Here is a 25,319-nt window from a genome sequence, read left to right as displayed (position 1 = left end):
CGCACACTAGCGGGCAGAACGTCAGTGGTGGCCGCTGTGCTCCGGAGATTCGGCAGACGCGATGCCGGGGTTGGCGTCGTTGACTTCCATCTCGCTGGGCGCACCCATGTTCGGGATGACGGCGGGCGCGCAATTCAACGACGCGTTGCCCGGCTCGGTACTGGTGGTGCACTCGTCGGGCTCGGCGAGGACCGGAGATGCAGCCGCGAGCGGTGCGACGAAGACGGCGGCGGTCACGCCGAGCGTGACGGCAGCGCGGCGTGCTGTGGAACGAATTGATGCCATCGAGCAATGGTACTGCCGCAAGACTGCCGCGAACCCCGATTCGGCGTTCCGGCTACGGTCAGCGGCGAGTGAGCTCGAAGAGCGGAATCACCCGCTCGGTGTTGGCCTGATATTCACCGAATCCCGGTGCGACAGCGACGATTTTCTCCCATGCGGCGTCGCGCTCCTCGCGGGGGAGCTCGCGGGCGACGACGTCATAGGAGTCGGTGCCCACCTCGATGTGCGCTTGCGGGTCGGCGCGCAGGTTGTGCACCCACGCGGGGTCGACGTCGGCGCCGCGGTACGAGCCGATGATCAGCATCTTGCCGTCGATGGTCAGATATGCCAGCGGATTGGTGCGCGGCTGGCCCGACTTGGCGCCCGTCGTGGTCAGCAACAGCAGGTCGGCATTCTCGAACGGGCCGCCCACCTTTCCACCGTTGGCGCGAAACTCCTCGATGATCCTGGCGTTGAAGCCTTTCAGCTCTGAGGTGTCCGGTGTCTCGCTCACTTGTCGTCCTTCCTCGAAACCACTGCGATACCAGCCTCTTTGAGTTGCTGGGCAGTGATGGGCGCAGGTGCATCGGTCAACGGATCAACGCCGCCGCCGGTTTTCGGGAACGCGATCACCTCGCGGATCGAATCCATGCCGGCCAGCAGCGCCGTGATGCGATCCCAGCCGAATGCGATGCCGCCATGCGGCGGGGCACCGAAGGTGAACGCGTTCAACAAGAATCCGAACTTCTCGTCGGCTTCGGCTTTGTCGATGCCCATCACCGCGAAGACCCGTTCTTGAATGTCGCGGCGGTGGATACGGATTGAGCCGCCGCCGATCTCGTGGCCGTTGCAAACGATGTCGTATGCGTCGGCCAGCACAGTGCCGGGGTCCGCCTCGAGAGCGTCCACACATTCGGGTTTGGGGGCGGTAAAAGCGTGGTGCACTGCGGTCCACGCGCCCGAGCCGACGGCGACATCGCCGTGCGCGGTGGCTTCGTCGGCCGGTTCGAACAACGGCGGGTCCACCACCCAGACGAAGGCCCACGCATCGGGGTCGATCAGGTTCTGCCGGCGGGCTATCTCGATGCGTGCGGCGCCCAGCAGCGCGCGCGACGACTTGGGCGGGCCGGCCGAAAAGAACACGCAGTCACCGGGATTCGCGCCGACGTGTGAGGCGAGTCCCGCCCGTTCGGCGTCGGAAAGGTTCTTGGCCACCGGTCCGCTCAGCGTCCCGTCGTCGCCGACGAGCACATAAGCCAGGCCGCGGTGGCCCCGTTGCTTGGCCCACTCCTGCCAGCCGTCGAGCGTGCGGCGCGGCTGCGACGCACCGCCTGGCATCACGACCGCACCGACGTACGGCGCCTGAAAGACACGAAAAGGCGTGTCGCGGAAGAATTCTGTGCACTCCACCAGCTCCAGCCCGAACCGCATGTCGGGTTTGTCGGAGCCGAACCGCCGCATCGCCTCGGCGTAGGTGATGCGCGGCAGCGGCCGCGGCAATTGGTAGCCGACCAGTGCCCACAGCGCCGCCAGGATTTCTTCGGAGATCGCAATGACGTCCTCGGCGTCGACGAAGCTCATCTCCATGTCGAGCTGCGTGAATTCCGGTTGGCGGTCGGCGCGGAAGTCCTCGTCGCGGTAGCAGCGGGCGATCTGGTAGTAGCGTTCCATGCCGGCAACCATGAGCAGCTGCTTGAACAGCTGTGGGCTCTGCGGCAGCGCGTAGAAGGTGCCGGGCTGCAGCCGCGCCGGCACCACGAAGTCACGGGCACCCTCAGGCGTGGACCGGGTCAGCGTCGGGGTCTCGATCTCGACGAAGTCATGGCGGGCCAGCACGTCGCGGGCAGCGGCATTCACCTTGGAGCGCAACCGAATTGCGCCGCCGGGGCCGTCCCGGCGGAGGTCGAGGTAGCGGTATTTCAGCCGCGCCTCCTCTCCCGCGGGCTCGTCGAGCTGGAACGGCAGGGGCGCACTTTCGCCCAGCACGGTCAGCGACGTGGCGTTGAGTTCGACGTCGCCGGTGGGAATGTCGGGGTTCGCGTTGCCTTCCGGGCGGATTTCGACGACGCCCTGCACGGCGATGCAGAATTCGGCGCGCAGCCGGTGCGCCTTGGCGAGCACGTCCCCCTCACGGAACACCACCTGCGTCACGCCGGACGCGTCGCGAAGGTCGATGAAAATCACGCCGCCGTGGTCGCGCCGGCGCGCCACCCATCCGGCCAAGGTCACCTTCTGCCCGGCGTCGGTGGCCCGCAACGAACCCGCGGCGTGAGTGCGCAGCACAAAAGACTCCTGACGTGATCTCGGGATGACAGCCCAGTCTAAAGGCGAGCGTCGCGCCGGTAGCGTGGCGCAGGTGGTCGCGCGCATCGCGGTGGTAGGGCCTGGGGCCATCGGAGCGACAGTGGCGGCGTATCTGCACAACGCCGGATTCGGCGTCACGCTGTGCGGGCGGACGCGACGCGACAGCCTCGAGGTGCGCCCCGACGGCGCGCCCGCCCTTGCGGTGCCGGGCCCGGTGCATACCGACCCAGGCTCCCTGACGGGGCCGGTCGACCTCGTTCTGCTGGCCGTCAAGGCCACTCAGCTGGCGGCGGCTGCGCGCTGGCTTGCGGCGCTGTGCGACTCGCACACCACGGTCTGCGTGATGCAGAACGGCGTCGAGCAGGTTCAGTTGGTGCAGCCGCTGTGCCCGCAGTCCACGGTCGTGCCGGCGATTGTGTGGTTCGGCGCCGAAGTGCAACCCGAGGGATGGGTGCGGCTGCGTGGCGAACCGCGGCTGACCCTTCCAGCGTCCGCCACGCCGGTGATCGACGTGCTGCGTGCTGGCGGTTGCGTGGTGACCGCGGCGGCCGACTTCGCCACCGAGGCGTGGCGCAAGCTGCTGGTCAACGCGCTGGCCGGATTGATGGTGCTCACCGGCCGGCGGTCAGGGATGTTCCGGCGCGACGATGTCGCGGTGCTGGCTCGTGCGTATCTGGGCGAGTGCCTGGCGGTTGCCCGCGCCGAGGGAGCGCATCTGGGTGACGACGTGGTCGACGACATGGTTGCGCTGTTCAGCGAGGCGCCCGAGGATCTCGGCACCTCGATGCTGTTCGACCGCGAGGCACGCCGGCCACTGGAGTGGGACGTCCGCAACGGCGTGGTGTTGCGCCGGGCCCGGGCGCATGGCCTGCCCGCGCCGATAAGCGAGGTGGTCGTGCCGCTGTTGGCGGCGGCCAGTGACGGGCCCGGCTGATTGCCGTGTCCGGCGTCGCCGAGCGTGCAGTTTCGTAGGTGACACGCCGCTGTTGGCGTACGAATCCGCACGCTCGGCGCGGCAAGTCAGTACACCGTCGCCCAGGCCTCGCGCCGCCGCCGATCCGGATCGTCGACCACGACATCGCGTGTGGTCTTGATCAGCCGGGTCGCACGGCTCGGCACTTCGTAGCACGGCCAGTCGCCGTCCAGCTGATTTTCGGCCGCGAAGGCCAGCCACGCGCGCTGCATCCGCCGGCCCACCGACGGCATGACCCGCCGGCCGATCGGATGGATCAGCCGCCCCATGGGCGAGCCGTACGTGTGGTGAACGTGCACGATCTCGCTGCCGTGGGTGGCGCCCAGGCCCACTGCCCGCAGGCCGGCACTCATGTGGTCGAAGCGGTACACGTACGTCGGCGCGACAACGCTGTACGCATCGGCGAATGCCCAGGCGGGTCCGCCGAACATGACGTCGGAGGCGACCGCAATCGCCGCCCGCCTGCGCGGATAGCCGGGGTAGGCGGCGAGCACGCGGTCTCGTGCATCCGGGGCAGACCGGCGAAAGTAGTCGTCGATGCGCGCCGGCGTAAAGGGCAGCATCGGCTGCTTGTCCCACGCGAACATCGTCGCCTCGTGGCGGTTGGTGCCGACGATCAGCGGCACTCGGGCGATCTCGCCGCGCCGGGCCGCCTCGATCGGATGCCGCGGCAGCAGCTCGACGCCGTGGGTGAGTCCGTGGGCGAGCGTGGGCGTGGTCGCCGCGCTGCGCTGCTGCAGCACACCCGCCGCGCGGCGCAGCTGCCGCTGCGGCAGGCCCTTGATCTCAGTGACGTCCACGCCCAGTTCGCGGACGAACTCCCGGGCGAGACGGGCGCGATGTTCTGTGTCGGCGATCAGTGGCAACGCCGGACTCTGCGCGATCGCGCGGCCGAACAACCCGCTCGCGGCGGGACTAGCCAGCAACGCCAATACCGATGTGGCGCCGGCGGATTCACCGAACACCGTGACTCGGTGCGGGTCGCCGCCGAATGCGGCGACGTTGTCGCGTATCCACTGCAGCGCGGCAATCTGATCGCGTAGCGCGAGGTTGTCGTCGAACGCTTTCCCGAGACTCGAAAGATCCAGCCCGCCGAACACCCCGACGCGGTAGGTGACGTTGACGACGACCACGTTGCCGTTGCGGGCCAGCCGCGCGCCGTTGTAGAGGTCGAACTGCCCGGCACCCGTCATGAATCCACCCCCGGGCAGCCACACCATCACCGGCAACGCCGCGGCATTGTCCGGCGACCACACCGTCAGCGTGAGGCAGGCTTCGTCACGCCTCATCGGAACCGCACCACGGCCAGCAGATGACTTGGGCTGCAACGGAATTGGACCGTGCTCGACGGCGTCACGCACCCCCGACCAGGGGACCACCGGCTCGGGCGCCCGAAATCGGCGCTCACCCACCGGCTGCTCGGCGTAGGGCACCCCGCGCCAAACGCGCACGCCGAACTCGGTCGTGCCTCGTAGCGCCCCACACGGCGCATGGACGAGCATCGACACGTCCGCATCGTAGTTGTGGGAAGCTGAGCTATGACCTTCAACGAGGGCATGCAAATCGACACGAGCACCGCGTCGAGCAGCGGCGGCGGTCCGGGACGCGGATTGGCCATCGGCGGCGGCGTCGGCGGACTGGTGATCGTGGTGATCGCGCTGTTGCTCGGCGTGGACCCGGGCTCCGTCACATCGTCGCCGCGGGCCGGCCCACAGCAGCAGGTCGGCGGCTTCGACGTCAGCCAGTGCAAGACCGGCGCCGATGCCAACAGGATTCTGGGCTGCCGGATCATCGCAACGGGTAATTCGGTGGACGCGGTGTGGAGTGAGCAGCTGCGCGGATACACCCGGCCGAAGGTGCACCTGTTCTCCGGCTCGGTGCAGACCGGCTGCGGCGGCGCCACCACCGAAGTGGGTCCGTTCTACTGCCCGGTCGACCGGACCGCATACTTCGACACTGACTTCTTCAAGGTGCTGGAGGACCAATTCGGTTCCAGCGGAGGGCCTTTCGCGCAGGAATATGTGGTCGCCCACGAGTACGGCCACCACGTGCAGAACCTTCTCGGCGATCTGGGCCGCGCACAGCAGTCCGGCGCCACCCAGGGCGCGCAAGGTGAAGGTGTGCGCACCGAGTTGCAGGCCGACTGCTACGCCGGCGTCTGGGCCCACTACGCGTCGACCGTCAAGCAGAAGAACGGCACGCCCTACCTGAACCCGTTGACGGACAAGGACATCAGCGACGCGCTGTCCGCGGCGCGGTCCGTCGGCGACGACTGGATCCAGAAGCAGTCCACCGGCAGGGTCAATCCGGAGTCGTTCACCCACGGCACCTCAGAACAGCGGCAACACTGGTTCACCGTCGGCTACCAACTGGGCGATCCGAAACAGTGCGACACGTTCGACGCGTCCGATCTCGGCTAGCCCACCAAATGTGCCATTGACAAATGGCGACATTAGCCGTTGTATGCAACTGTGGCCAATGACGGCGTGCTGCCCAGTCGAGGCTCCCTGCGTTCTCGTGGCGCCGCAGTCGTCAGTGCGCTGACGTTGCGGCAGGTCAGCCTCCTGCTTCCGCCCGAGCGCGCGTGGGGGCTGTGGGTCTCGCGCCGCATCGTCGCGACGATCATGGATGTGTTCGGGCCGTCACTGGCTGGCACCACCGTCGAGCAGGTCCGCACAGCCACTGCTGACTGGCGTCCGGTCACAGGTGAATGGGTGCGAGGCCGCGGTGTGCGGCGCGCCGACGCGGCGATCTACTTCATCCACGGCAGCGGCTTTGCGCTGTGCTCGCCGCGCACGCACCGGCGCCTGGTGGCGTGGCTGTCGCGGCTGACCGGACTGCCGGTGTTCTCGGTGGACTACCGCCTGGCTCCGCGGCACCGGTTCCCCGGTGCCGCCGAGGATGTCCACGCCGGCTGGGACTGGCTGCTGTCGACTACGGGATTGCCACCGAATCGAGTTGTGGTAGCAGGTGATTCGGCCGGCGGGCACCTGGCCGTCGATCTGATGCTGCACGGCGGTCACACTCCGCGGCAGGCGGCCGCCCTCGTGCTGTTCTCTCCCTTGCTCGATCTGACACTGGCCCTCGCCGCGGCGCAGGAGGCGCGCCGTCGCGATCCTGCGATCAGGTCCGCCGACGCGGCCCGGCTGATCCAGTTGTATTGCCAGGGCATCGATCCGGCCCATCCCCGGCTCGCTCTGGACGTCAGCCGCGGCCCGGCCTTACCGCCTACCTTGATCCAGGCCGGTGGCGCCGAGATGCTGTCGGCGGACGCCAGCCATCTCGCGCGCGACATCCGCGCCGCGGGCGGCTCCTGTCAACTGCAGATCTGGCCGGACCAAGTGCACGTGTTCCAGGCCTTGCCGCGGCTGACGCCCGAAGCGGCCAAAGCGATGCGCCACGTCGCGTCGTTCGTCGCCGACGCGTTGGGCAGCAGCGCTCAGGCCACCATCGAGCGGACGGGATGACGATGTTCGGAAGCTCACGCAAACGCAGCCGCAATGCGCGTGCGGTGGTCACCGGCGCCGGCAGCGGCATCGGTGCCGCGTTCGCGGTCGAGTTGGGCCGCCGCGGTGGCCGGGTGGTGTGCAGCGACGTCGACGAGCTGGCCGCGCAGCGCACTGCTGTCGCCGTGACCGAGAAGGGAGGCGCAGCGATCGCGTTGGGTTGCGACGTGTCGCGCTTCGACGACGTGTCGCGGCTGGCCTCCGACGCGCAGGACTGGTTCGGCAGCGCACCGACACTCGTGGTGAACAACGCAGGAGTGGGCTGCGGCGGTCAGGGCGTGGGCGAGATGTCGCTCGACGACTGGTCGTGGGTGCTCGGCATCAACCTGTGGGGCGCCATTCACGGCTGCCATGTGTTCACGCCGATCCTGCGGGAAGCCGGCTACGGCGGCATCATCAACGTCGCCTCCGCGGCCGCGTTCGGCGCCGCACCGAACATGGCCGCCTACAACGTCAGCAAGGCCGGGGTGCTCTCGCTGTCGGAGACGCTGGCCGCCGAGTTGTCCGGCACCGGCGTCGCCATCACGGTGTTATGCCCCACGTTCGTCAAGACCAACATCGTCGAATCCGGCCGCATCACACCGCAATCCAGCAATCTGGCCAACAACCTGATGAGGTGGACGGGGTTCTCGGCGGACCGGGTCGCGAAGATGTGCCTGGACACCCACGACCGCGGCGGCCTGTACTGCATGCCTCAACCCGACGCCCGAATCGGCTGGGGCATCAAGCGCTTTGCACCGGGCACCTACACGCGAGCGGCCGGGTTGATCGCTCGTCTTCCAACCGTCACACCCTAGGAGGTTGTCATGGCCATCGACATGGACAAGATGCTCGACAAGATCAAGGACCGGCAATGGGCGCTGGCCGACATCGACTGGGATGCGCCGGGAGCCGAGACCATCAGCGACGAGTTCCGGCCGAAGCTCAAGGAGTTCATGGCCGACCTCTGCTGGATCGAGAACATCGGCGCGCGCGGATTCGCCGCACTGGCCAAGAAGGCGCCGACCCCGACGATCGCAGAGATCTACCGGTACTTCCACGCCGAGGAGCAGCGCCACGCCAATGCCGAACTGGCGCTGATGAAACGGTGGGGCATGCTCGACGAGGGCGAGATGCCTGAACCGAACGTCAACATCAGGTTGGCCATCGATTGGCTGGACCGTTACGCCGACGACATGCCATTGTCCGTGCTGGGCACCGTCATTCCGATGCTCGAGGTCGCGCTCGACGGCGCGCTGCTGAAATTCCTGCTGGAAGAGGTGCACGATCCGGTGTGCCACCAGGTGTTCGAGAAGATCAACAACGACGAATCACGGCATCTGGTCGTCGATTTCGAAGTCCTCGACATGATCGGTCACGCCACCGCCCGTCGGCTGGCGATCCAGCTCGTCGGCAATATCGCCACTCCCGGCCTGATCATCGGCCTGCTGATGTACGTCCCGCTACTCAACCGGGTGCGCAACGAAATCGTCGGCATGGGAATGGATCCAGAGCGGCTGTACAACGCGATGCTGCGGTTCAAGCAGCTCGGCGAGCGCAGCGAGCACACCTGGCGGGTGCCGACCTACCAGCTGCTCAAGCGGCACGCGGCGATGGTCGTCAACCCCCGGCATCCGTACCACCTGCTGGCCAACTCGATGGTGTGGCTGTCCGACCGCTACCCCAGGGCGCTGTTGCGACCGATCCCAAGCTGGTTCAAAGAACTCACCTACGAGCCGGCGGCCTGACCATGACAGACCAGGTCTACTCCACGCTGATCGTCGGCGCCGGGTTCAGCGGTCTGGGCGCGGCGATCAAGCTCACCGAGGCCGGCGTCGATGATGTCGTCATCCTCGAACGCGCCGACCGCGTTGGCGGAACATGGCGCGACAACACCTATCCCGGCATCGCCTGCGACATCCCGTCGCTGCTGTACTCGTTCTCGTTCGCCAAGAACCCGAACTGGTCCAGTGCGTATCCGTCCGGCGCTGAAATCTGCCAGCACATCGAGGAGCTGACCGACGACTTCGACTTGCGCCGGCGCATCCGGTTCAACACCGAGGTCACCGGCTTGTCGTTCGACGAAGACGCCGGGCTCTGGGCGGTAACCACCAAGCAGCGCAAGCGCTTTCGCGCGCGCACTGTGGTGTTGGCGTCCGGCCCCCTCGCCGACGCGAGCCTGCCGGACATTCGCGGCATAGACAGCTACCGAGGCCACAAGATCCACAGTGCCCGCTGGGATCACGGCTACGACTTCGCCGGCAAGCGCGTCGGCGTCATCGGCACAGGGGCGAGTGCCATCCAGATCGTGCCGGAGTTGGTCAAACGCGCCGAATTCGTCAAGGTGTTCCAGCGCACGCCCGGCTGGGTGCTCCCCCGTCTGAATCCCCCGATCCCCCCGGCGGTGCAGGCTCTGTTCGAAAAGCTGCCTGCCGCACAGCAATTGGCGCGCGAAGCGCTGTACTGGGGACACGAGGCGAGCGCACTTGCGCTGGTGTGGAATTCGCCGTTGACGTCCGTGGTCAGCCAGTTGGGCAAGCTTCACCTCAGGGCCGCGGTGAAGGATCCGTGGCTGCGTCGTCAGCTCACACCGGGCTTCACGCCCGGCTGTAAGCGGATGCTGATCTCCAGCGACTACTACCCGGCGCTGCAGCGCGACAACTGCAAGCTGATCGACTGGCCGATCGCCACAATCAGCCCCGTCGGAGTGCGCACCAGCGACGGTGTCGAGCACCATTTGGACTGCATCGTGTTCGCCACTGGTTACGACGTGCACCTGACGGGCCCGCCGTTCCCGGTGACCGGGCTCAGCGGCCGCTCACTGGCCGCCGAGTGGGCCGGCGGCGCGCAGGCGTACAAGAGCATCAACGCTCACGGCTACCCCAACCTGTTCTTCATGACCGGCCCGAACTCCGGCCCCGGCCACAACTCGCTGCTGACGTACGTCGAGGGTCAGCTGGACTACGCGGTGGCCGCGATCACCACGATCCTGCGTAAGAACCTGCGGTATCTCGACGTGCGAGAGGAGGTCCAGCGCCGCCACAACGCCGACATTCAGCGGCGGCTGAAGGCCACCACCTGGATGTCGGGTTGCCGCAGCTGGTACCTCACCGAGGATGGGTTCAACGCCGCGATGTATCCGGGGTTCGCGACGCAGTATCTTCGGCAGATGCGCACTTTCCGGCTCGACCACTATCACGTCGTGGGCCGCGAGCTCGCGGCTCAAGCCGTCACCCGGTCGCCCGCCTGACATGGCCACCGACCGCCCTGCTCCCAGTGGCATCACCGCGGTGCTGGCCAACCTGCGCCGCGCGCCGGGGCGGGTGCGGCGGCACTCCCGCGATCTCGTGGAAACCGCGGTGGCACAGCTTTTCGACGCCGCCACCCGGCAGCCGTACGGCAGCAGTTTGTCCGGGGAATACCGCATCGAGGATCTGGCCCGCATTGCGGGAACCACCACCCGCAACATCCGGGTGTATCGCGACCGCGGACTGCTGCCGCCGCCGCTGCGGGTCGGGCGGATCGCGTTGTACAACGACACGCACCTGACGAGGCTTCGGCTGATCACGTCGATGCTGGATCGCGGGTACACGCTGGCCCACGTCCACGAGATGCTCAGCGCATGGGAGCAGGGCAAAGACCTGGGCGACGTGCTGGGGCTGGAGACCGCGCTGGTGGGTACCTGGGCGGCGGAGAAGCCGCAGACCCGCCGGCTCGCCGACGTGAAGCGGCTGATCGGCGACGACGATGCATTCGCCCGGCTGGTCGAGTCGCACCTGATTAAGGTCGACGGCGACAACGCAACAGTGTTGCGTCCCAAGCTGATCGAGGCTTTCAATGAGATCCGCGGCTATGGAATCGGCCTGGACAAGCTGATCGACCTGCACGAGAGGATCGCGCCGCTTGTCGACGAGATCAGCGGCATCCTGGTGCAGACCGGGGCCGAACACGTCGTCGGGTTGATCAAACCCGGCGAGGCCCTGCCGGAGGACACCGAGGTGGCCGAGCTGATCACGATGCTGGTCCGGTTCCGCACTCAGGCGGTGGCGTCGGTCGCCGGTACGTTGGCGTCCTCAATCGAGGCGCGGATCGAGACGCTGGCCGCGCAGCTGCTGGAGGACTACATTCAGGACAACCTCGGGCGCCAGGCGATCTAGACCGCCGCGAGCAGACGCGAAATCGCATGAATTCCGGAGTAATGATGCGATTTGGCGTCTGCTCGCGGGTCCAGAGGTTAGAAGAGTGTCGGCTGGACGGTCGCAGCCACCGGCGCGGGCGTCGGCGTCGTGAATTCTCTTCTGTCTCTTGCCAATCCGTGCTTGGCCACCAGCGGTGCGGCCCTGCGTTGCAGCATCTCGCGGTAATCGGCCGGCAGGTACGCGCCGCGGCGGTACAGGTCGCGGTACCGTGCGACCAGCTCAGGATGCGAGCGGGCCAGCCACGCCATGAACCAGCCGCGCGTCGAGCTTCGCAGGTGCAGGCCGAACACGGTGACCGACGTGGCGCCGGCCTGCGAAATCTGGTGCAGCAGCGCGTCGAGGTGTTCGGTCGAGTCGGTCAGATGCGGCAGCACCGGCGCCACCATCACGTGGCAGTCGAACCCGGCGTCGCGGACCGCGGTGATCAGCCCGAGCCGGGCCTGCGGCGACGGGGTGCCCGGCTCGACCTCGCGATGCAGGTTCGGGTCGGCGACCGCCAGTGAGATCGCCAGACTCACGGGCACCTGCTCAGCTGCCGCGGCGAGCAACGGCAGATCGCGGCGCAACAGCGTTCCCTTCGTCAATATCGAGAACGGTGTAGCCGAATCTGCAAGCGCAGCAATGATTCCCGGCATCAACGCATAGCGGCCTTCGGCACGCTGGTACGGGTCGGTGTTGGTGCCCAGCGCGATCGTCTCACGCTGCCACGACGGCCGGTGCAGCTCGCGGCGGAGCACCTCGGCGACGTTGGTCTTGACGACGATCTGGCTGTCGAAATCCTGGCCGGGGTCGAACTCCAGGTACTCGTGGGTGGGCCGGGCGAAGCAGTAGCGGCAGGCGTGCGAACACCCGCGGTAGCCGTTGACGGTGTACTTGAACGGCAGCATCGCCGAGTCGGGAATCTTGTTGACCGCCGACTTGCACAACACCTCGTGGAACGTGATGCCCTCGAACTGTGGTGTGCGCACGCTGCGCACAAATCCGATACGCGCGAGTCCAGGCAGAGCCCCGTCGTCTACCCGAACGCCTTGGCCGTCCCATCGCACTCTGCCATTCGAACTCTAGTTCGAAAATCTGTCAACTCGCCATGCTGATGCAAGACTCTCCGGCGTGACCGAATTGCTGTTTTCCTATGGCACACTGCGGCTGCGCGAGGTGCAGCTGGCAACGTTCGGCCGCGAGCTCGACGGCCGCGACGACGCAATCGTCGGCTTCGAGCTCGACCACGTCACCATCACCGACCCGCACGTCATCGCCACCAGCGGCAGCGACCGCCATCCGATTCTGCGGCGATCGTCGCATCCCGGTGCGGAAGTGCACGGCACGGTGTTCTCGATCAGCGAAGAGGAGCTGGCCGCCGCCGACGAGTACGAGGTCGACGACTACAAGCGGATTCGAGTGCCCCTGCGCTCCGGCGACGACGCGTGGGTGTACGTATTCGCCGGTTAGCTACCAGGCCTTGAGCGCGCAGGTGGCGGCAGTCTCACCGCTGTTCTGCGCCACCACGCTGCCGTCGACGGAGATTTCGCAGTGCGGGTTGGGCGTCCCGTTGTATCGGGCCGCGCCGCCAGCCATGACATAGGCCCAACTCTGGTCGGTCAACGTCGTTGAGAACGTCCAGGGCGCCCCCGGTGCAACAGTGACGCGCTCGTTGCGCAGATAGGCGCCCGAGTTGGCGTCCAACGCCGCCTTGCTCGGGGGGTCCGACACCAGGTAATTGAGGCTGACAGTCGCCTCCTGGTCCGTGGTGATCGTGTAGACCACCTGATGGCCGCCCGGATCGGCGGTGGCGATGGCAGGAATTGACAGGAGACCGGCGCCCGCGAGCGTCGCTGCGGCGAAACGGATGGCAGCTTTCTGCATGTACATCACATCGCCGGAGGCTACCGGATTGTTACGCGCGGCCGAGTCGGGCGAGAACCTCGCCGACGACTGCATCGGCGGGGACAGCGACCTGCTCCCCCGTGGCAAGGTCCTTCACCTTGACCTCAGGATCGTGGTCTTTGATCAGCGCCACCGACGCCCCGGAACGGTCGGCGGCACGCATCGCGCCCTTGAGCCCGCGGTCGCCGTAGGAGACGTCCACCCGCAGGCCGGCCCGGCGCAGCGCCGCAGCGGTGACCGCGACGTCGAGCTTGGCGTCCTCGCCGATCGGAATGCAGAACACCTCGGCGCGCTTCTCGTCACCGACACTCTTGCCCTCTGCACGAAGTGCCAGGACCGTGCGGTCAACCCCGAGCCCAAACCCGATGCCGGACAAGTCTTTTCCGCCGAGCTGGCGCATCAGCCCGTCGTAGCGGCCGCCTCCGCCGATTCCCGACTGCGCGCCGAGTCCGTCGTGCACGAACTCGAAGGTGGTCTTCGTGTAGTAGTCCAGCCCGCGCACCAGCTTCGGATTGATCGTGTAGGGCACGCCGAGCCGGTCCAGGTGTGCCAGCACGGTTTCGAAGTGCTGTTTGGCGTCATCGGAAAGGTGGTCCAGCATCACCGGGGCCCCGGCCAGTTGCGCACGGACATAGTCCCGTTTGTCGTCGAGTACGCGCAGCGGGTTGATCTGCGCGCGTCGGCGGGTGTCCTCGTCGAGGTCGAGGCTGAGGAGGAACTGCTGAAGCAACTCGCGGTACTGCGGGCGGCAGCTGTCGTCGCCCAGCGAGGTGATCTCCAAGCGAAACCCGTTGAGCCCCAACGATCGGAAGCCCTCGTCGGCGATCGCGATCACTTCGGCGTCCAGTGCGGGATCGTCGACACCGATCGCCTCGATGCCCACCTGCTGCAGCTGGCGGTAGCGGCCGGCTTGAGGGCGCTCGTACCGGAAGAACGGCCCGGCGTAGCACAGCTTGACCGGCAGCGGGCCGCGGTCCAGCCCGTGCTGGATCACCGCGCGGATCACCCCTGCGGTGCCTTCCGGGCGCAGCGTCACCGATCGGTCCCCGCGGTCGGTGAACGTGTACATCTCCTTGCTGACGACGTCAGTCGACTCGCCGACACCACGGGCGAACAACGCGGTGTCCTCGAAGATCGGTAGTTCGATGTCGCCGTAGCCGGCTCGGCGCGCGGCGTCGAGCAGCCCGTCGCGCACGGCGACGAACTGCGCCGACTCCGGCGGCAGATAGTCGGGGACGCCCTTGGGCGCCTGGAATTCGGTCACGAGCTCAGGCCTTTGAGGAAGGGGTTGTGACGGCGTTCGGCGCCGATCGTGGTGGCCTCGCCGTGTCCCGGCAGCACCACGGTGTCGTCGTCGAGCACCAGCAGTTTCGTCACGATCGAGCCCAACAGATCCCGGCCGCTCCCGCCGGGCAGGTCGGTGCGGCCCACGGACTGCTTGAACAGCGTGTCGCCGGAGAACACGATCTCATCCGGGCCGTCTGCGACCCGGAAGCACACCGAGCCTCTCGTGTGTCCCGGGGTGTGGTCGACGGTCACAGTGATGCCGCCGAGATCGATCTTGTCGCCGTCGCGGTCGAGTTCGACCACCTGCCTGGGCTCGTGAAACAGCGCGCCGAACAGTAGCTGGGCGATTCGGGGTCCGAAATCCTTGATCGGATCGGTCAGCATGAATCGGTCTTCGGGGTGGATGTAGGCGGGGCAGCCGTAGGTGTCGGCCACCTTTTGCGCTGACCAGATGTGGTCGATGTGGCCGTGGGTGAGAAGCACCGCCGCAGGCGTGAGCCGGTGTTCGTCGAGGATCCGGCGCAGCGGCGCCATCGCCCGCTGCCCAGGGTCGACGACGATGGCGTCGGACCCCGGTCGTGGGGCCAGCACGTAGCAGTTGCACTGCAACATGCCGGCGGGGAATCCAGTCAGCAACACCAGTCTAGTTTCCCACGCAGGCAGCGTTGGTTTGGCACTGCCGGGCCGGCCGTCGGGCGTTGCATGGCACACTCGATGGCCAGAACCACGACCCCGTAACAGGAGGACTGCGGCGTGCCGACCGAAAAGCAGCGGCGTGCGACGGCCAAGCGCAAACTGGAGCGCCAGCTCGAGCGGCGCGCTCAGCAGGCGCGGCGTCGACGGATCCTGACCATTGCCGGGCTGGCGGCGGTGGTCGTCGTGGTGGCGGGCCTCGCGGTGTGGGGCGTGTTCTTCCGCAAGGGATCGAACGAGACGCCGACCGCGTCGAGCACGACGACGTCGGTGGCACCGACGCAGGACACCGCCGCGCCTCAGGCCGGGGTGCTGCCGCCGTTCAAGCCGCCGGCCGATCTCGGAGCGAACTGCCAGTACCCGGCCAGTCCGGAGCCCGCGGCCAAGAAGGTCGACCCGCCCAAGTCGGGCAAGGTGCCGACCGATCCCGCGCAGATCAGCATGAGCATCGCGACCAACCAGGGGCCAATCGGCGTGCAACTGGACAACGCGAAGGCCCCGTGCACGGTCAACAGCTTCGCCAGCCTGGCCCAGAAGGGCTATTTCAACGACACGCATTGTCACCGGCTGACCACCGGCCCTGATCTCTTCGTGCTGCAATGCGGCGACCCCAAGGGTGACGGCTCTGGCGGTCCTGGCTACCAGTTCGCCGACGAGTATCCGTCGAACCAATATCTGCCCGATGATCCCGCCCGAAACCAGGCGATCGTCTATCCACGCGGCACGTTGGCGATGGCCAACGCAGGGCCGAACACCAACGGCAGCCAGTTCTTCATCGTCTACAAGGATTCGCACCTGCCGCCTAACTACACGGTGTTCGGCAAGGTCGACGAGAAGGACATGGCCGTCTTGGACAAGATCGCCGCGGCGGGCACGGTCGACGGTTCGCAGGACGGCAAGCCCAAGACCGACGTGGTGATCAAGTCGGCTCGGTTGGACTAGGCTCTGGGCCCGTCAGCGCGGCGGACGCAGGAAACGCATCGCGGCCCTCATAACGGGTTGCGGCACACGGTCTTTCATTGCGAGAGCGGTGTCCGCGGCACGGCCGCGGAGCCGAGTGCCCCGGCCGAACACCTTGTTCAGCGGTCCGCCCGAGGGTTCGAGCTCGAAGTGCAGCGGCGGCTTGTCGCCCGCGGCGCCCAGAGCGTTGGAGATCACGATCCGCTGGATCTCGCTGGTGCCCTCGAAGATCGTGTACAGCTTGGCGTCGCGGTACCACTTCTCGACCGGATGGTCGGTGATGTAGCCCCAGCCGCCCATGGTCTGAATCGCGCGTTCAGTGGCCCGGACCGCGACCTCGCTGGCGGCCATCTTGGACATCGAGCCCTCACCGCGGTCGAATGCTATGCCGTTGGCGGCCATCCACGACGCGCGCCAGGTTAGTAGCCGTGCCGCGTCGATCTGTGTGGCGATCTCGGCGATCGGGAAGGCGATGCCTTGATTGTCGATGATCGGGGCGCCGAACGCCTCCCGCTCCTTCGCGTATGCCGTCATGTATTCCAGTGCGGCTCTTGCGATCCCGAGAGCCTGGGCAGCGACCATCGGGCGGGTCTGCTCGAAGGTGCCCAGCGTCGCGGAACCCGAGCGGCGACCGCCCTCGACCGCCTCGCGCGCCTTGGCGAGCTTGTGCTCGAGTTTGTCCTGTCCGCCCAGCAGGTGGTCACCCGGCACGCGGACGCTGTTGAACTTCAATTCCGCGGTGTGTGACGCCCGGCAGCCGAGCTTGTCGAGCTTGCGCACCAACTCCAGTCCTGGTGTGCCGCCAGGCACCACGAACAGCCCCTGACCGCGGTGGCCGAGCTCCTGGTCCACCACCGCGTTGACCACGTGCACGTTGGCGATGCCGCCGTTGCCGATCCACATCTTGTGCCCGTCGATGATCCAGTCGTCGCCGTCACGAGTCGCGGTGGTGCGCAGGTTGCGCACGTCGCTGCCGCCCTCGGGTTCGGAGATCGCGAGCGCGGCGAGCTTGATGTCTCCGGGTGTGCCGAAACATTCAGGCGCCCATTGCAGCATCTGCTCGGGGGTGGCGGCCTGACCGATAGCCGACAGTGCGAGGGCCGGCATCACAATCGCCAGACCGATACCCGCGCAGCCCCAGAAGATCTCTTCCATGAACATCGGCAGCGACAGGCCGGTCGGGTCGCCGATGAGGTCGCGGTAGAAGAGAGGACTGTAGAAGCCTTGTTCGGCGGCTTCCTCCAGAATTGGCCATGGGAATTCCTGGCGCTTGTCGTATTCGGCGGCCACCGGGCGGATACAGTCCTCGGCGAATTTGTGCGCACGTTGGGCCAGGTCGTGTTGCGCCTCGGTGGGCGTGAGGTCGAACGTCACGCTGTTCCGTTACCCGCGGTACCGCAAGCGAAACATCTGTTCACCATCGCCAGTTGACGACGGGCAGAGGGCGTCGACTTGTCGCTATGAGGCGGGCACATCGGTAGTCGGCTGGCTGGGTGGTCTCTGGGGCGGACGTGGCCCATGCGGTCAGACGGTCACGCCGGGAACTCTCCGACCAACACGTGCCCGTGCCCGCCTCATAGCGACAGGCCGACGGTGGCGGCCGCCACGCTGTACGGGAGGCGCCGCTGTTCGCCGAATGCGTAGTCAATCAGAGGGGTGACGAATTGCCGGCTCTCACGCCGCCGACGTGACGCGGTAGACGTCGTACACGCCCTCGACATTGCGCACCACGTTGAGCACATGCCCTAGATGCTTGGGGTCACCCATCTCGAAGGTGAATCGGCTGATCGCCACCCGATCGCCGGACGTGGTCACCGACGCGGAGAGAATGTTCACCTTTTCATCGGCCAGCACCCGTGTCACGTCCGACAGCAGCCGATGACGGTCGAGCGCCTCAACTTGGATGGCCACCAAGAACACCGACGACGGCGACGGCGCCCACTCGACTTCGATGATCCGCTCAGACTGCTGCTGCAACGACGCGGCGTTGGTGCAGTCGGTGCGGTGCACGCTCACCCCGCCGCCACGGGTGACGAAACCCATGATGTTGTCCCCCGGCACCGGCGTGCAGCACTTGGCCAGCTTCGTCAACACGCCCGGCGCCCCCGGTACCGCCACTCCGGTGTCCTCCGTATTGCGTTGGCGCACAGGCATTGTCGCGGGAGTCGAGCGCTCCGCGAGCTCGTCTTCAGCGGCCTCGTCGCCACCCAGCTGCGCCAACAAACGCTGGACCACATGGCGCGCCGAGATGTGCCCCTCGCCCACCGCGGTGTAGAGCGCCGACACGTCCGCGTAACGCAACTCCCGCGCCAGTGAGCTCATGGACTCGGCATTCATCAAGCGCTGCAACGGAAGTCCGCCGCGCCGTACCTCGCGCGCGATCGCGTCCTTACCGGCCTCCAGCGCCTCCTCGCGACGCTCCTTGGCGAACCACTGCCGGATCTTGGCCTTCGCCCGCGGCGACACCACAAATTGCTGCCAGTCGCGTGACGGCCCGGCATTGGGCGCCTTGGAGGTGAAAATCTCGACCACTTCGCCGTTTTCGAGCTTGCGCTCCAGCGCCACCAGCCGGCCGTTCACCCGGGCGCCGATACATCGGTGCCCGACCTCGGTGTGCACCGCATACGCGAAGTCCACCGGCGTGGACCCCGCCGGCAGAGTGATCACATCGCCCTTCGGGGTGAACACGAAAATCTCTTGTGCCGCAAGGTCGTAACGCAGTGACTCCAGGAACTCGCCGGGATCTGCCGCCTCCCGCTGCCAGTCGAGCAGCTGACGCATCCACGCCATGTCGTCGATCTCTGCGGCCGCATGCGGATGCGGAAGGTTGCGCCCCTTGGCCTCCTTGTAGCGCCAGTGCGCGGCAATCCCGTACTCGGCGGTGCGGTGCATGTCGCGAGTGCGGATCTGCACCTCCAGTGGCTTGCCCTCCGGCCCCACCACCGTGGTGTGCAGCGACTGGTATACGCCGAATCGTGGCTGGGCGATGTAGTCCTTGAACCGCCCCGCCATCGGCTGCCACAACGAATGCACAACGCCCACAGCGGCATAGCAGTCGCGGATCTCGTCGCACAGGATGCGTACACCGACGAGGTCATGGATATCGTCGAAGTCGCGGCCCTTGACGATCATCTTCTGGTAGATCGACCAGTAGTGCTTGGGCCGGCCCTCGACCACCGCGTTGATCTTCGCCGAGTCGAGCGCCGCGATGATCTCGCTGCGCACCTTGGCCAGATACGTGTCGCGCGACGGCGCCCGGTCAGCCACCAACCGCACGATCTCCTCGTAGCGCTTGGGGTGCAGGATCGCAAACGACAGGTCTTCGAGCTCCCACTTGACGGTTGCCATCCCGAGCCTATGGGCAAGCGGCGCAATGACTTCCAGCGTTTCGCGGGCTTTGCGGGCCTGCTTCTCCGGCGGCAGGAACCGCATCGTGCGCATGTTGTGCAGCCGGTCGGCGACCTTGATCACCAGCACGCGCGGATCGCGGGCCATCGCGATCACCATCTTGCGGATGGTCTCGCCCTCCGCGGCGGTACCCAGCGCCACCTGGTCCAACTTGGTGACGCCATCCACCAAGTGCGCCACCTCTTCGCCGAAGTCGGCGGTGAGCGCCTCCATCGTGTAGCCGGTGTCTTCGACGGTGTCGTGCAGCAGCGCCGCGACCAGCGTGGTGGTGTCCATGCCGAGCTCGGCCAGGATGTTCGCGACGGCCAGCGGATGCGTGATGTACGGGTCGCCCGAGCGGCGGAACTGCTCGGCATGCCGCTGCTCGGCCACCTCGTAGGCCCGCTGCAGCATGGTCAGGTCGGCCTTGGGATAGATCTCCTTGTGCACCGCGACCAGCGGTTCGAGCACCGGATTGACGGCGCTGCGCTGCGCGGTCATCCGCCGCGCCAGCCGCGCCCGAACCCGCCGCGACGCGCTGGAGGACTTCGGCGTGGGAGCCGGTGCGGTAGCAGGCGTTTCCGGCGCAGGCGGTGTCTGCACGGCCTGGCCTACGCCTTGGTCGTCAGCCGCCATCTGTGCACCTCCCGTACCGAGGATAAACGCTTCAGACCTCGTACAGGCTGGTGACAGGCAGCGGAGCCACCGCCTCGCGCCCGCCGAGCGCGGCAAGCTCCAACACCACCACCGCCCCGGTGACCGCCGCGCCGGCGTCGTCGAGCAACCGGGCCGCGGCCGCCAGCGTGCCGCCGGTGGCCAGCACGTCGTCGACGATCGCCACGCTGCGGCCGGTCAGCTCGACGCCCTCGGCCGGTATCTCCAGCGTGGCCGTCCCGTATTCCAGGGTGTAGGTTTCGCTGTGCACCGGTGGCGGCAGCTTGCCACCCTTGCGGACGGCCAGCACCCCGGTGCCGAGCCGCGTCGCCACTGCCGCGCCGAGCAGAAAGCCGCGGGCGTCGATCCCGGCGATCAACTCCGCACCGGAAGCGGACTCGGCCAGCGCATCGGTGACCGCGGCAAGCCCGTCCGGATCGGCCAGCAGCGGCGTCAAGTCCTTGAACTGAACACCGGGCGTCGGGAAGTCCGGGACATTGCGCATCAGCGAGACGATGACGTCGCGAACGTCGCGACTCATTCCTTCAGCACCCACCGGTCCATGTTCCAGCCGGCGCCCCAGCGGGTCGGGTTGGCCACCACCGATGACATCTTCTTCGACCAGATCAGCGTGCGCTGCTGGCGATACAGCGGCAGCGTCGGCATGTCGTTCCACAGCACCCCGGCGCCGTCGGACAGCAGACCCGCCACCTCCTTCGGATCGGTGGTGGCGGCGAGCTTGTCGATGATCCCGTCTACCTGGGGGTTCGAGTAGCCCGACAGATTATTGCCGTTGCCGGTGTGCAACTGGTACGCGTCGATCGCCGACGATCCGCTCGAGCCGCTGCCCGTCGCTGCGCCGGTGCCGGCCACCAGCACGTCGACCTGGTTCGCCTTCATGGTCTGCGGCCCGGTGTTCTCCGACGACACGTCTTGCACGGTGATGCCAGCCGGCGCACACGCCTTGGTGATCGCGCCGACCGCCGCGTTGAGCCGGGCGTTGGGTGCCTGATAGCCGATCCGCACCGTCAACGGGGTGCCGTTGACGGCTGCCTTGGCAGCGTCGGCATTCGCCGCGACGTAGCGATTGTTGGCCGCGGCGCTTTCTGCGGCGCTGAACGCGTCGTCGCTGGCCGGGTTCAGCCGCGCGTTGGCGATCGGCACCTTCGCCTCGCCGGCGATCGTGTCGCGGGGCGTGCACAGTGCCAGTGCTCGGCGCGCAGCCGGCGCGGCCAGCGGACCCTGGCTGGAGAAGATCAGCTGCTCGATACCGGCCGACGCGCTGTCGGTGCGCTGATAGCCGTCGGGCACAGTCAAGCCGCCGATCGACCCGGTCGCTACGTCGACGACGTCGACGGAGTTGTTCTTCAGGCGCGCCTGGACGTCGGCGCCACGTGGCCACACCGTCACCCGCTGCGTGACAGGCTTGTTGGCCCACCACTTGTCGTTGGCGACGAGCACCACCGAGCCGTCCGATTTCACGGAGTCGAGCTTGTAGGGCCCTGACGACGGGAACCATCGCACGTTGACGCCCGGTTTGAGGTCCCAGATCGTGTTCCACGCGTCGGCAATCCGGGCCACCACCGGCGCGTCGTTGTTCTGAAGTGCGGCGGTGACGTCCACGCCGAGCAGATCGGCCAGCACGTGCGACGGCATCATCGACGTCGCAGTGAATAGCTGCGCGTAGTCGGTGAACGACCGGCCGCCGACGAACGTGACCCGGGCCTTCTTCTGTCCCGGCGTGCAATCGATGGACTCGACGTCGGCGTAGCCGGCGTGGCTGGCGGCGTCGAAACCTGCGAGCCGCCCTGACTGGGCGGCCCAGGCCAGCACCATGTCGTCACACGTCACCGGCTTGCCGTCGGAGTACACCGCGGAGTCGGCGATCTGGTAGTCCAGCACCAGCGGCTCACGGCCGACGACCGACACGGTCCCGAAGTCGTGGTCGGCGATGATCTGGCCGTCGGGGCCGTGGTAGCCGAACCCGGTCAGCACGCGGGCGAACGCCTGAGGCGCGGCCGATGCGGCCCCGGCGACGGTGTTCGGGTTGTAAGTGGGCAGCGGCCCGTCGACGGAGTAGTCGAGCTGCTCGGCGGGGGTGTTCGAGCACGACGTCAACGCCATAGGCGCGACCAGCAGCGCGGCCGCGGCCAGCACAGCCGTCCAGTGCCGCACTAGCGCCGCCGTTTGCCCGACGGCCGGCCGCTGCGGGCGGTCGGCCGGATCGGCCGGGCACCCGGAGCGGGCTTCGCGGCGAGCGCGACGGGCTCCTTGTCCTGCTCCGCGGGTCCTTCTTGCGTGTCGGCCTCCGCGGTGGTTGCCGACGGCTCGGCGCCCTCGGCGGCCTTGCGCCGACGCAGCACCCGGCGGGTGTGTGCGCGCACGAGTTCCGTGCGCTCGCGCAGTGTCACCAGGAGCGGGGTGGCGAAGAAGATCGACGAGTAGGTCCCGACGATGACGCCGACCAGCTGCACCAGCGCCAGATCCTTCAGCGTGCCCACGCCCAGCAGCCACACCGCCACCACCATCAGCGAAGCGATGGGCAGCACCGAGATGAGGCTGGTGTTGATCGACCGCATGAAGGTCTGGTTGACCGCGAGGTTGGCCTGTTCGGCGAACGTGCGACGGGTGGTGTGCTGGAAGCCGTGGGTGTTCTCCTCGACTTTGTCGAACACGATCACGGTGTCGTAGATCGAAAAACCCAGGATGGTCAGCAGCCCGATGACTGTGGCCGGCGTGACCTCGAACCCGACCAGCGAGTACACACCCGCGGTGGTGATGATGTCGAAGAACATGGTGGCCAGCGCCGAGACGGCCATGTAGCGCTCGTAGCGGATCGTGATGTAGAGGCTGACCAGCACCAGGAACACGCCGAGCGCGATCAGCGCCTTCTTGGTGATCTGGCCGCCCCACGTCGACGACACCGCTGAGTCGCTGATCGCGTCCTTGGACGGCTTGCCGTCGACGCCGACCGGGTGGAACTTGTCGAACAGCGCGTCTTTGAGCTTGCCGGCCTGCTCGTTGGACAGCGTCTCAGAGCGGATCTGCACCGTGGCCGACGCGCCGTTGCCGACGACCACCACCTGCTCGGGGTCGGTGCCCAGCGTAGTGCGGAACACGTCTTCGACCTGTTCGACAGTGGCGTCGCCGCGCGGGAACGACACCTTCGTGCCGCCCTCGAAGTCGATACCGAAGTTGAACCAGCGGATCGCGATGCTGGCGACCGCGATCGCGATGATCAGCCCGCTGACCGCGAACCACAGCTTGCGACGGCCGACGACCTCGAACGCGCCGGTGCCGGTGTACAGCCGGACGAAGAACCCATGCCGCTGTGCCGTCGATGTGTCGAGCTTGTCTTCGATCGCGCCCGACTCGAGCGTTTCGGCGGCCGCGTCGTCGAGCTCGACGGCCGAGGTCGTCTCGTCCGAACCTCTCCCAGGAACTTCAGCCATACCTACCTCTGCCCCGCATGCGCTGCCGCGCGGCGTTCACGGGCGATCTGCTGCACGGCGCCCAGCCCGTTGAACGACGGCTTGGCCATCATCGTCGACTTGGACGCCAGGTACACCAGCGGCCAGGTCACCAGGAACACCACCACAACGTCGAGGATCGTCGTCAATCCGAGCGTGAACGCGAAGCCTTTGACCTGCCCGATCGCCAGGAAGTACAGCACGGCGGCGGCCAGGAAGGTGACCGCGTTACCGGACACGATCGTCTTGCGGGCCCGCACCCAACCGCGAGGCACCGCCGAGCGGAACGAACGGCCTTCTCGTATCTCGTCTTTGATCCGTTCGAAGAACACGACGAACGAGTCGGCGGTGGTGCCGATGCCGATGATCAGACCCGCGATGCCGGCAAGGTCGAGCGTGTAGTTGATGTAGCGGCCCAGCAGGATCAGGATCGCGTACACCATCGCGCCGGAGGCCACCAGCGACAGGGCGGTGAGCAGACCCAGCACCCGGTAGTACAGCAGCGAATACAGCAGCACCAGCGCGAAGCCGATGGCGCCCGCGATCAAGCCTGCCTTCAGAGACGTCAAACCCAATGTCGCAGAGACTGTTTCGGCTTCAGAGGACTCGAAGGACAGCGGCAGCGATCCGTACTTGAGCACTGCGGCCAGGTCGCGCGCTTTACCCGCAGTGAAATCGCCGGTGATCTGGGTGTTGCCGCCGGGAATCGCCTCGCGGATCGCCGGCGCGCTGACCACCTGCGAGTCGAGCACGAACGCGGTCTGCGTGCCGACGTGCGCGGCGGTGTAGTCAGCCCAGGTGTTGGCGGCCGCGGACTTGAACTTCAGATTGACCACCCACTGAGGCGGCTGCTGGTTGAACGACGCCGACGCGTTGTCGATCTGATCGCCGCTGATGATCGACTTGTCCAGCAGGTAGATCTGCGTGCGGTCCTGCGAGCAGGTGACCAGGATCTGATTGGGATCGTCGTTACCGGCGAGCGGATCGGGGCCCTGGCAGCGGCGCTGCAACAGCACGCCCAGCGCCACCTGTGACAGCGCCGGGTTCTGGCGCAGCTGCTTCTCGAAATTGATGCTGTCGGCCAGGTCTTTGCGCGGGTCCGGCTGTGGCGGAACAGGATTGGGCGCCGGGGACGCCGGCGCGGGGGCGGGCGTGGGCGGCGGGCTCGGTGGCGGCGGATCCTGCGGGTAAGGCCGGGGCTGAGGAGCGGGCTGACCGGAGGTCGGCTCCGCCGGCGGGGCCGGCTCTGGCCCAGGCGCCGGTTCGGTTCCTGGCCCCGGTGGCGGCGCCTCGGCAGGAAGCGGGCCGGGCGCTGCGCCCGGAGGCGGCTGTGTTCCCGGGGATCCCGGTGTCGTGCCCGGCTGCTGGTTCTCCGGCGGAATCTGAATCGAGTCGATCACGGGGCGGATGAACAGCCGCGCGGTCTGCCCGAGGTTGCGGGCCTGGTTGCCGTCGCTGCCCGGCACCGTGATCACCAGGTTGTCGCCGTCGACCACGACCTCGGAACCGGACACGCCCAGACCGTTGACGCGTGCACTGATGATCTGCTGGGCCTGGTCGAGCGCCTCGCGGGTGGGCCGCGACCCGTCCGGGGTGCGCGCCGTCAGCGTCACCCGGGTGCCGCCCTGCAGGTCGATGCCCAGCTTCGGCTTGGCCTGCTTGTCGCCGGTCAGGAATACCAGCAGGTACACGCCGATCAGAAGAATGAAGAACAGCGACAAATACCGGAAAGGACGCACCGGCGACGACGGCGATGCCACGG

Annotated in this window: 23 protein-coding genes; 9 read left to right on the top strand and 14 right to left on the bottom strand. The window is 67.3% G+C overall.

Translation table 11 applies throughout. The features are described 5' to 3' along the window. Positions 1-21: 21 nt before the first annotated feature. The 3 genes from AC5Y39_RS10450 to aspS are packed head-to-tail and all read right to left on the bottom strand — an operon-like array spanning position 22 to position 2,571. Complete coding sequence (locus tag AC5Y39_RS10450) at positions 22-285, bottom strand: hypothetical protein (RefSeq protein ID WP_500017314.1); 264 nt, start codon at positions 283-285, stop codon at positions 22-24. A gap of 58 nt (positions 286-343) precedes the next feature. After that, complete coding sequence (locus AC5Y39_RS10445) at positions 344-775, bottom strand: nitroreductase family deazaflavin-dependent oxidoreductase (protein WP_500017316.1); 432 nt, start codon at positions 773-775, stop codon at positions 344-346. Beyond that, positions 772-2,571 carry an aspartate--tRNA ligase gene (gene aspS, locus AC5Y39_RS10440; protein ID WP_500017515.1) on the bottom strand — a complete coding sequence of 600 codons (1,800 nt, stop codon included), beginning with the start codon at positions 2,569-2,571 and terminating at the stop codon, positions 772-774. The genes AC5Y39_RS10445 and aspS overlap by 4 nt, the downstream gene beginning before the upstream one ends. Here aspS and AC5Y39_RS10435 point away from each other — a divergent pair. After that, positions 2,570-3,499, top strand: coding sequence for an oxidoreductase (locus tag AC5Y39_RS10435; RefSeq protein ID WP_500017318.1), 930 nt, complete (start codon positions 2,570-2,572; stop codon positions 3,497-3,499). The two genes, aspS and AC5Y39_RS10435, sit on opposite strands and share 2 nt — an antisense overlap. Positions 3,500-3,585: 86 nt before the next feature. Here the strand turns inward: AC5Y39_RS10435 and AC5Y39_RS10430 are convergent, their stop codons facing one another. Beyond that, positions 3,586-5,040 (bottom strand): carboxylesterase/lipase family protein, encoded by a 1,455-nt coding sequence (locus AC5Y39_RS10430; protein ID WP_500017517.1) that lies wholly within the window; start codon positions 5,038-5,040, stop codon positions 3,586-3,588. 36 nt (positions 5,041-5,076) lie between these two features. Here AC5Y39_RS10430 and ypfJ point away from each other — a divergent pair, with 36 nt between their 5' ends. From ypfJ to AC5Y39_RS10400, 6 genes are read left to right on the top strand one after another with little or no spacing between them, the layout of a single operon-like run. Continuing rightward, entirely contained in the window at positions 5,077-5,958 is an 882-nt protein-coding gene (gene ypfJ, locus AC5Y39_RS10425; protein ID WP_500017320.1) for a KPN_02809 family neutral zinc metallopeptidase, read from the top strand. A gap of 51 nt (positions 5,959-6,009) precedes the next feature. Continuing rightward, positions 6,010-7,005: an alpha/beta hydrolase gene (locus tag AC5Y39_RS10420; RefSeq protein ID WP_500017322.1), complete on the top strand. Its 996-nt coding sequence runs from the start codon at positions 6,010-6,012 to the stop codon at positions 7,003-7,005. 2 nt (positions 7,006-7,007) lie between these two features. Next, the gene (locus AC5Y39_RS10415; protein WP_500017519.1) at positions 7,008-7,841 is read left to right on the top strand and encodes an SDR family NAD(P)-dependent oxidoreductase; all 834 of its coding nucleotides are present in this window, start codon (positions 7,008-7,010) and stop codon (positions 7,839-7,841) included. Positions 7,842-7,850: 9 nt separating this feature from the next. Next, positions 7,851-8,771: a ferritin-like domain-containing protein gene (locus tag AC5Y39_RS10410; protein ID WP_500017324.1), complete on the top strand. Its 921-nt coding sequence runs from the start codon at positions 7,851-7,853 to the stop codon at positions 8,769-8,771. 2 nt (positions 8,772-8,773) lie between these two features. Beyond that, the gene (locus AC5Y39_RS10405) at positions 8,774-10,273 is read left to right on the top strand and encodes a flavin-containing monooxygenase (RefSeq protein ID WP_500017326.1); all 1,500 of its coding nucleotides are present in this window, start codon (positions 8,774-8,776) and stop codon (positions 10,271-10,273) included. A gap of 1 nt (position 10,274) precedes the next feature. Continuing rightward, positions 10,275-11,180, top strand: a complete 906-nt coding sequence (locus AC5Y39_RS10400; protein ID WP_500017328.1) for a MerR family transcriptional regulator — start codon at positions 10,275-10,277, stop codon at positions 11,178-11,180. A gap of 77 nt (positions 11,181-11,257) precedes the next feature. Here the strand turns inward: AC5Y39_RS10400 and AC5Y39_RS10395 are convergent, their stop codons facing one another. Further along, positions 11,258-12,268, bottom strand: a complete 1,011-nt coding sequence (locus AC5Y39_RS10395) for an Rv2578c family radical SAM protein (protein WP_500017330.1) — start codon at positions 12,266-12,268, stop codon at positions 11,258-11,260. A gap of 64 nt (positions 12,269-12,332) precedes the next feature. Between AC5Y39_RS10395 and AC5Y39_RS10390 the strand changes: the two genes are divergently transcribed. After that, positions 12,333-12,671, top strand: coding sequence for a gamma-glutamylcyclotransferase family protein (locus tag AC5Y39_RS10390; RefSeq protein ID WP_500017332.1), 339 nt, complete (start codon positions 12,333-12,335; stop codon positions 12,669-12,671). Here the strand turns inward: AC5Y39_RS10390 and AC5Y39_RS10385 are convergent, their stop codons facing one another. The 3 genes from AC5Y39_RS10385 to AC5Y39_RS10375 are packed head-to-tail and all read right to left on the bottom strand — an operon-like array spanning position 12,672 to position 15,032. Then, positions 12,672-13,085 (bottom strand): Rv2576c family protein, encoded by a 414-nt coding sequence (locus AC5Y39_RS10385; protein WP_500017334.1) that lies wholly within the window; start codon positions 13,083-13,085, stop codon positions 12,672-12,674. Between the two features lie 31 nt (positions 13,086-13,116). Further along, on the bottom strand, positions 13,117-14,370 hold the full coding sequence (gene hisS / locus AC5Y39_RS10380; RefSeq protein WP_500017336.1) for a histidine--tRNA ligase: 1,254 nt from the start codon (positions 14,368-14,370) through the stop codon (positions 13,117-13,119). Continuing rightward, positions 14,367-15,032, bottom strand: coding sequence for an MBL fold metallo-hydrolase (locus AC5Y39_RS10375; protein WP_500017338.1), 666 nt, complete (start codon positions 15,030-15,032; stop codon positions 14,367-14,369). The genes hisS and AC5Y39_RS10375 overlap by 4 nt, the downstream gene beginning before the upstream one ends. A gap of 114 nt (positions 15,033-15,146) precedes the next feature. On the opposite strand from AC5Y39_RS10375, the gene AC5Y39_RS10370 reads away from it, so the two are divergent. Further along, positions 15,147-16,028, top strand: a complete 882-nt coding sequence (locus AC5Y39_RS10370) for a peptidylprolyl isomerase (RefSeq protein WP_500017340.1) — start codon at positions 15,147-15,149, stop codon at positions 16,026-16,028. Positions 16,029-16,040: 12 nt separating this feature from the next. Here AC5Y39_RS10370 and AC5Y39_RS10365 read toward each other — a convergent pair whose 3' ends face one another. The 6 genes from AC5Y39_RS10365 to secD all read right to left on the bottom strand — a co-directional run bounded on the left by AC5Y39_RS10365 (position 16,041) and on the right by secD (position 25,317). Further along, positions 16,041-17,420: an acyl-CoA dehydrogenase family protein gene (locus AC5Y39_RS10365; RefSeq protein ID WP_500017346.1), complete on the bottom strand. Its 1,380-nt coding sequence runs from the start codon at positions 17,418-17,420 to the stop codon at positions 16,041-16,043. Between the two features lie 300 nt (positions 17,421-17,720). Further along, complete coding sequence (locus AC5Y39_RS10360) at positions 17,721-20,069, bottom strand: RelA/SpoT family protein (protein ID WP_500017349.1); 2,349 nt, start codon at positions 20,067-20,069, stop codon at positions 17,721-17,723. A gap of 31 nt (positions 20,070-20,100) precedes the next feature. Further along, positions 20,101-20,628: an adenine phosphoribosyltransferase gene (locus AC5Y39_RS10355; RefSeq protein ID WP_500017351.1), complete on the bottom strand. Its 528-nt coding sequence runs from the start codon at positions 20,626-20,628 to the stop codon at positions 20,101-20,103. Next, a complete protein-coding gene (locus tag AC5Y39_RS10350; protein WP_500017521.1) occupies positions 20,625-22,211 on the bottom strand; it encodes an ABC transporter substrate-binding protein in 1,587 nt (528 codons plus the stop codon). Before AC5Y39_RS10350 ends, AC5Y39_RS10355 begins: the two co-directional genes overlap by 4 nt. Positions 22,212-22,261: 50 nt before the next feature. Continuing rightward, a complete protein-coding gene (gene secF / locus AC5Y39_RS10345; RefSeq protein WP_500017352.1) occupies positions 22,262-23,539 on the bottom strand; it encodes a protein translocase subunit SecF in 1,278 nt (425 codons plus the stop codon). A gap of 2 nt (positions 23,540-23,541) precedes the next feature. After that, complete coding sequence (secD, locus tag AC5Y39_RS10340) at positions 23,542-25,317, bottom strand: protein translocase subunit SecD (protein WP_500017354.1); 1,776 nt, start codon at positions 25,315-25,317, stop codon at positions 23,542-23,544. Positions 25,318-25,319: the final 2 nt, after the last annotated feature.

The sequence above is a fragment of the Mycobacterium sp. NGS39 genome, assembly GCF_059812765.1.
This window is presented reverse-complemented; position numbering and strand designations above follow the sequence as displayed.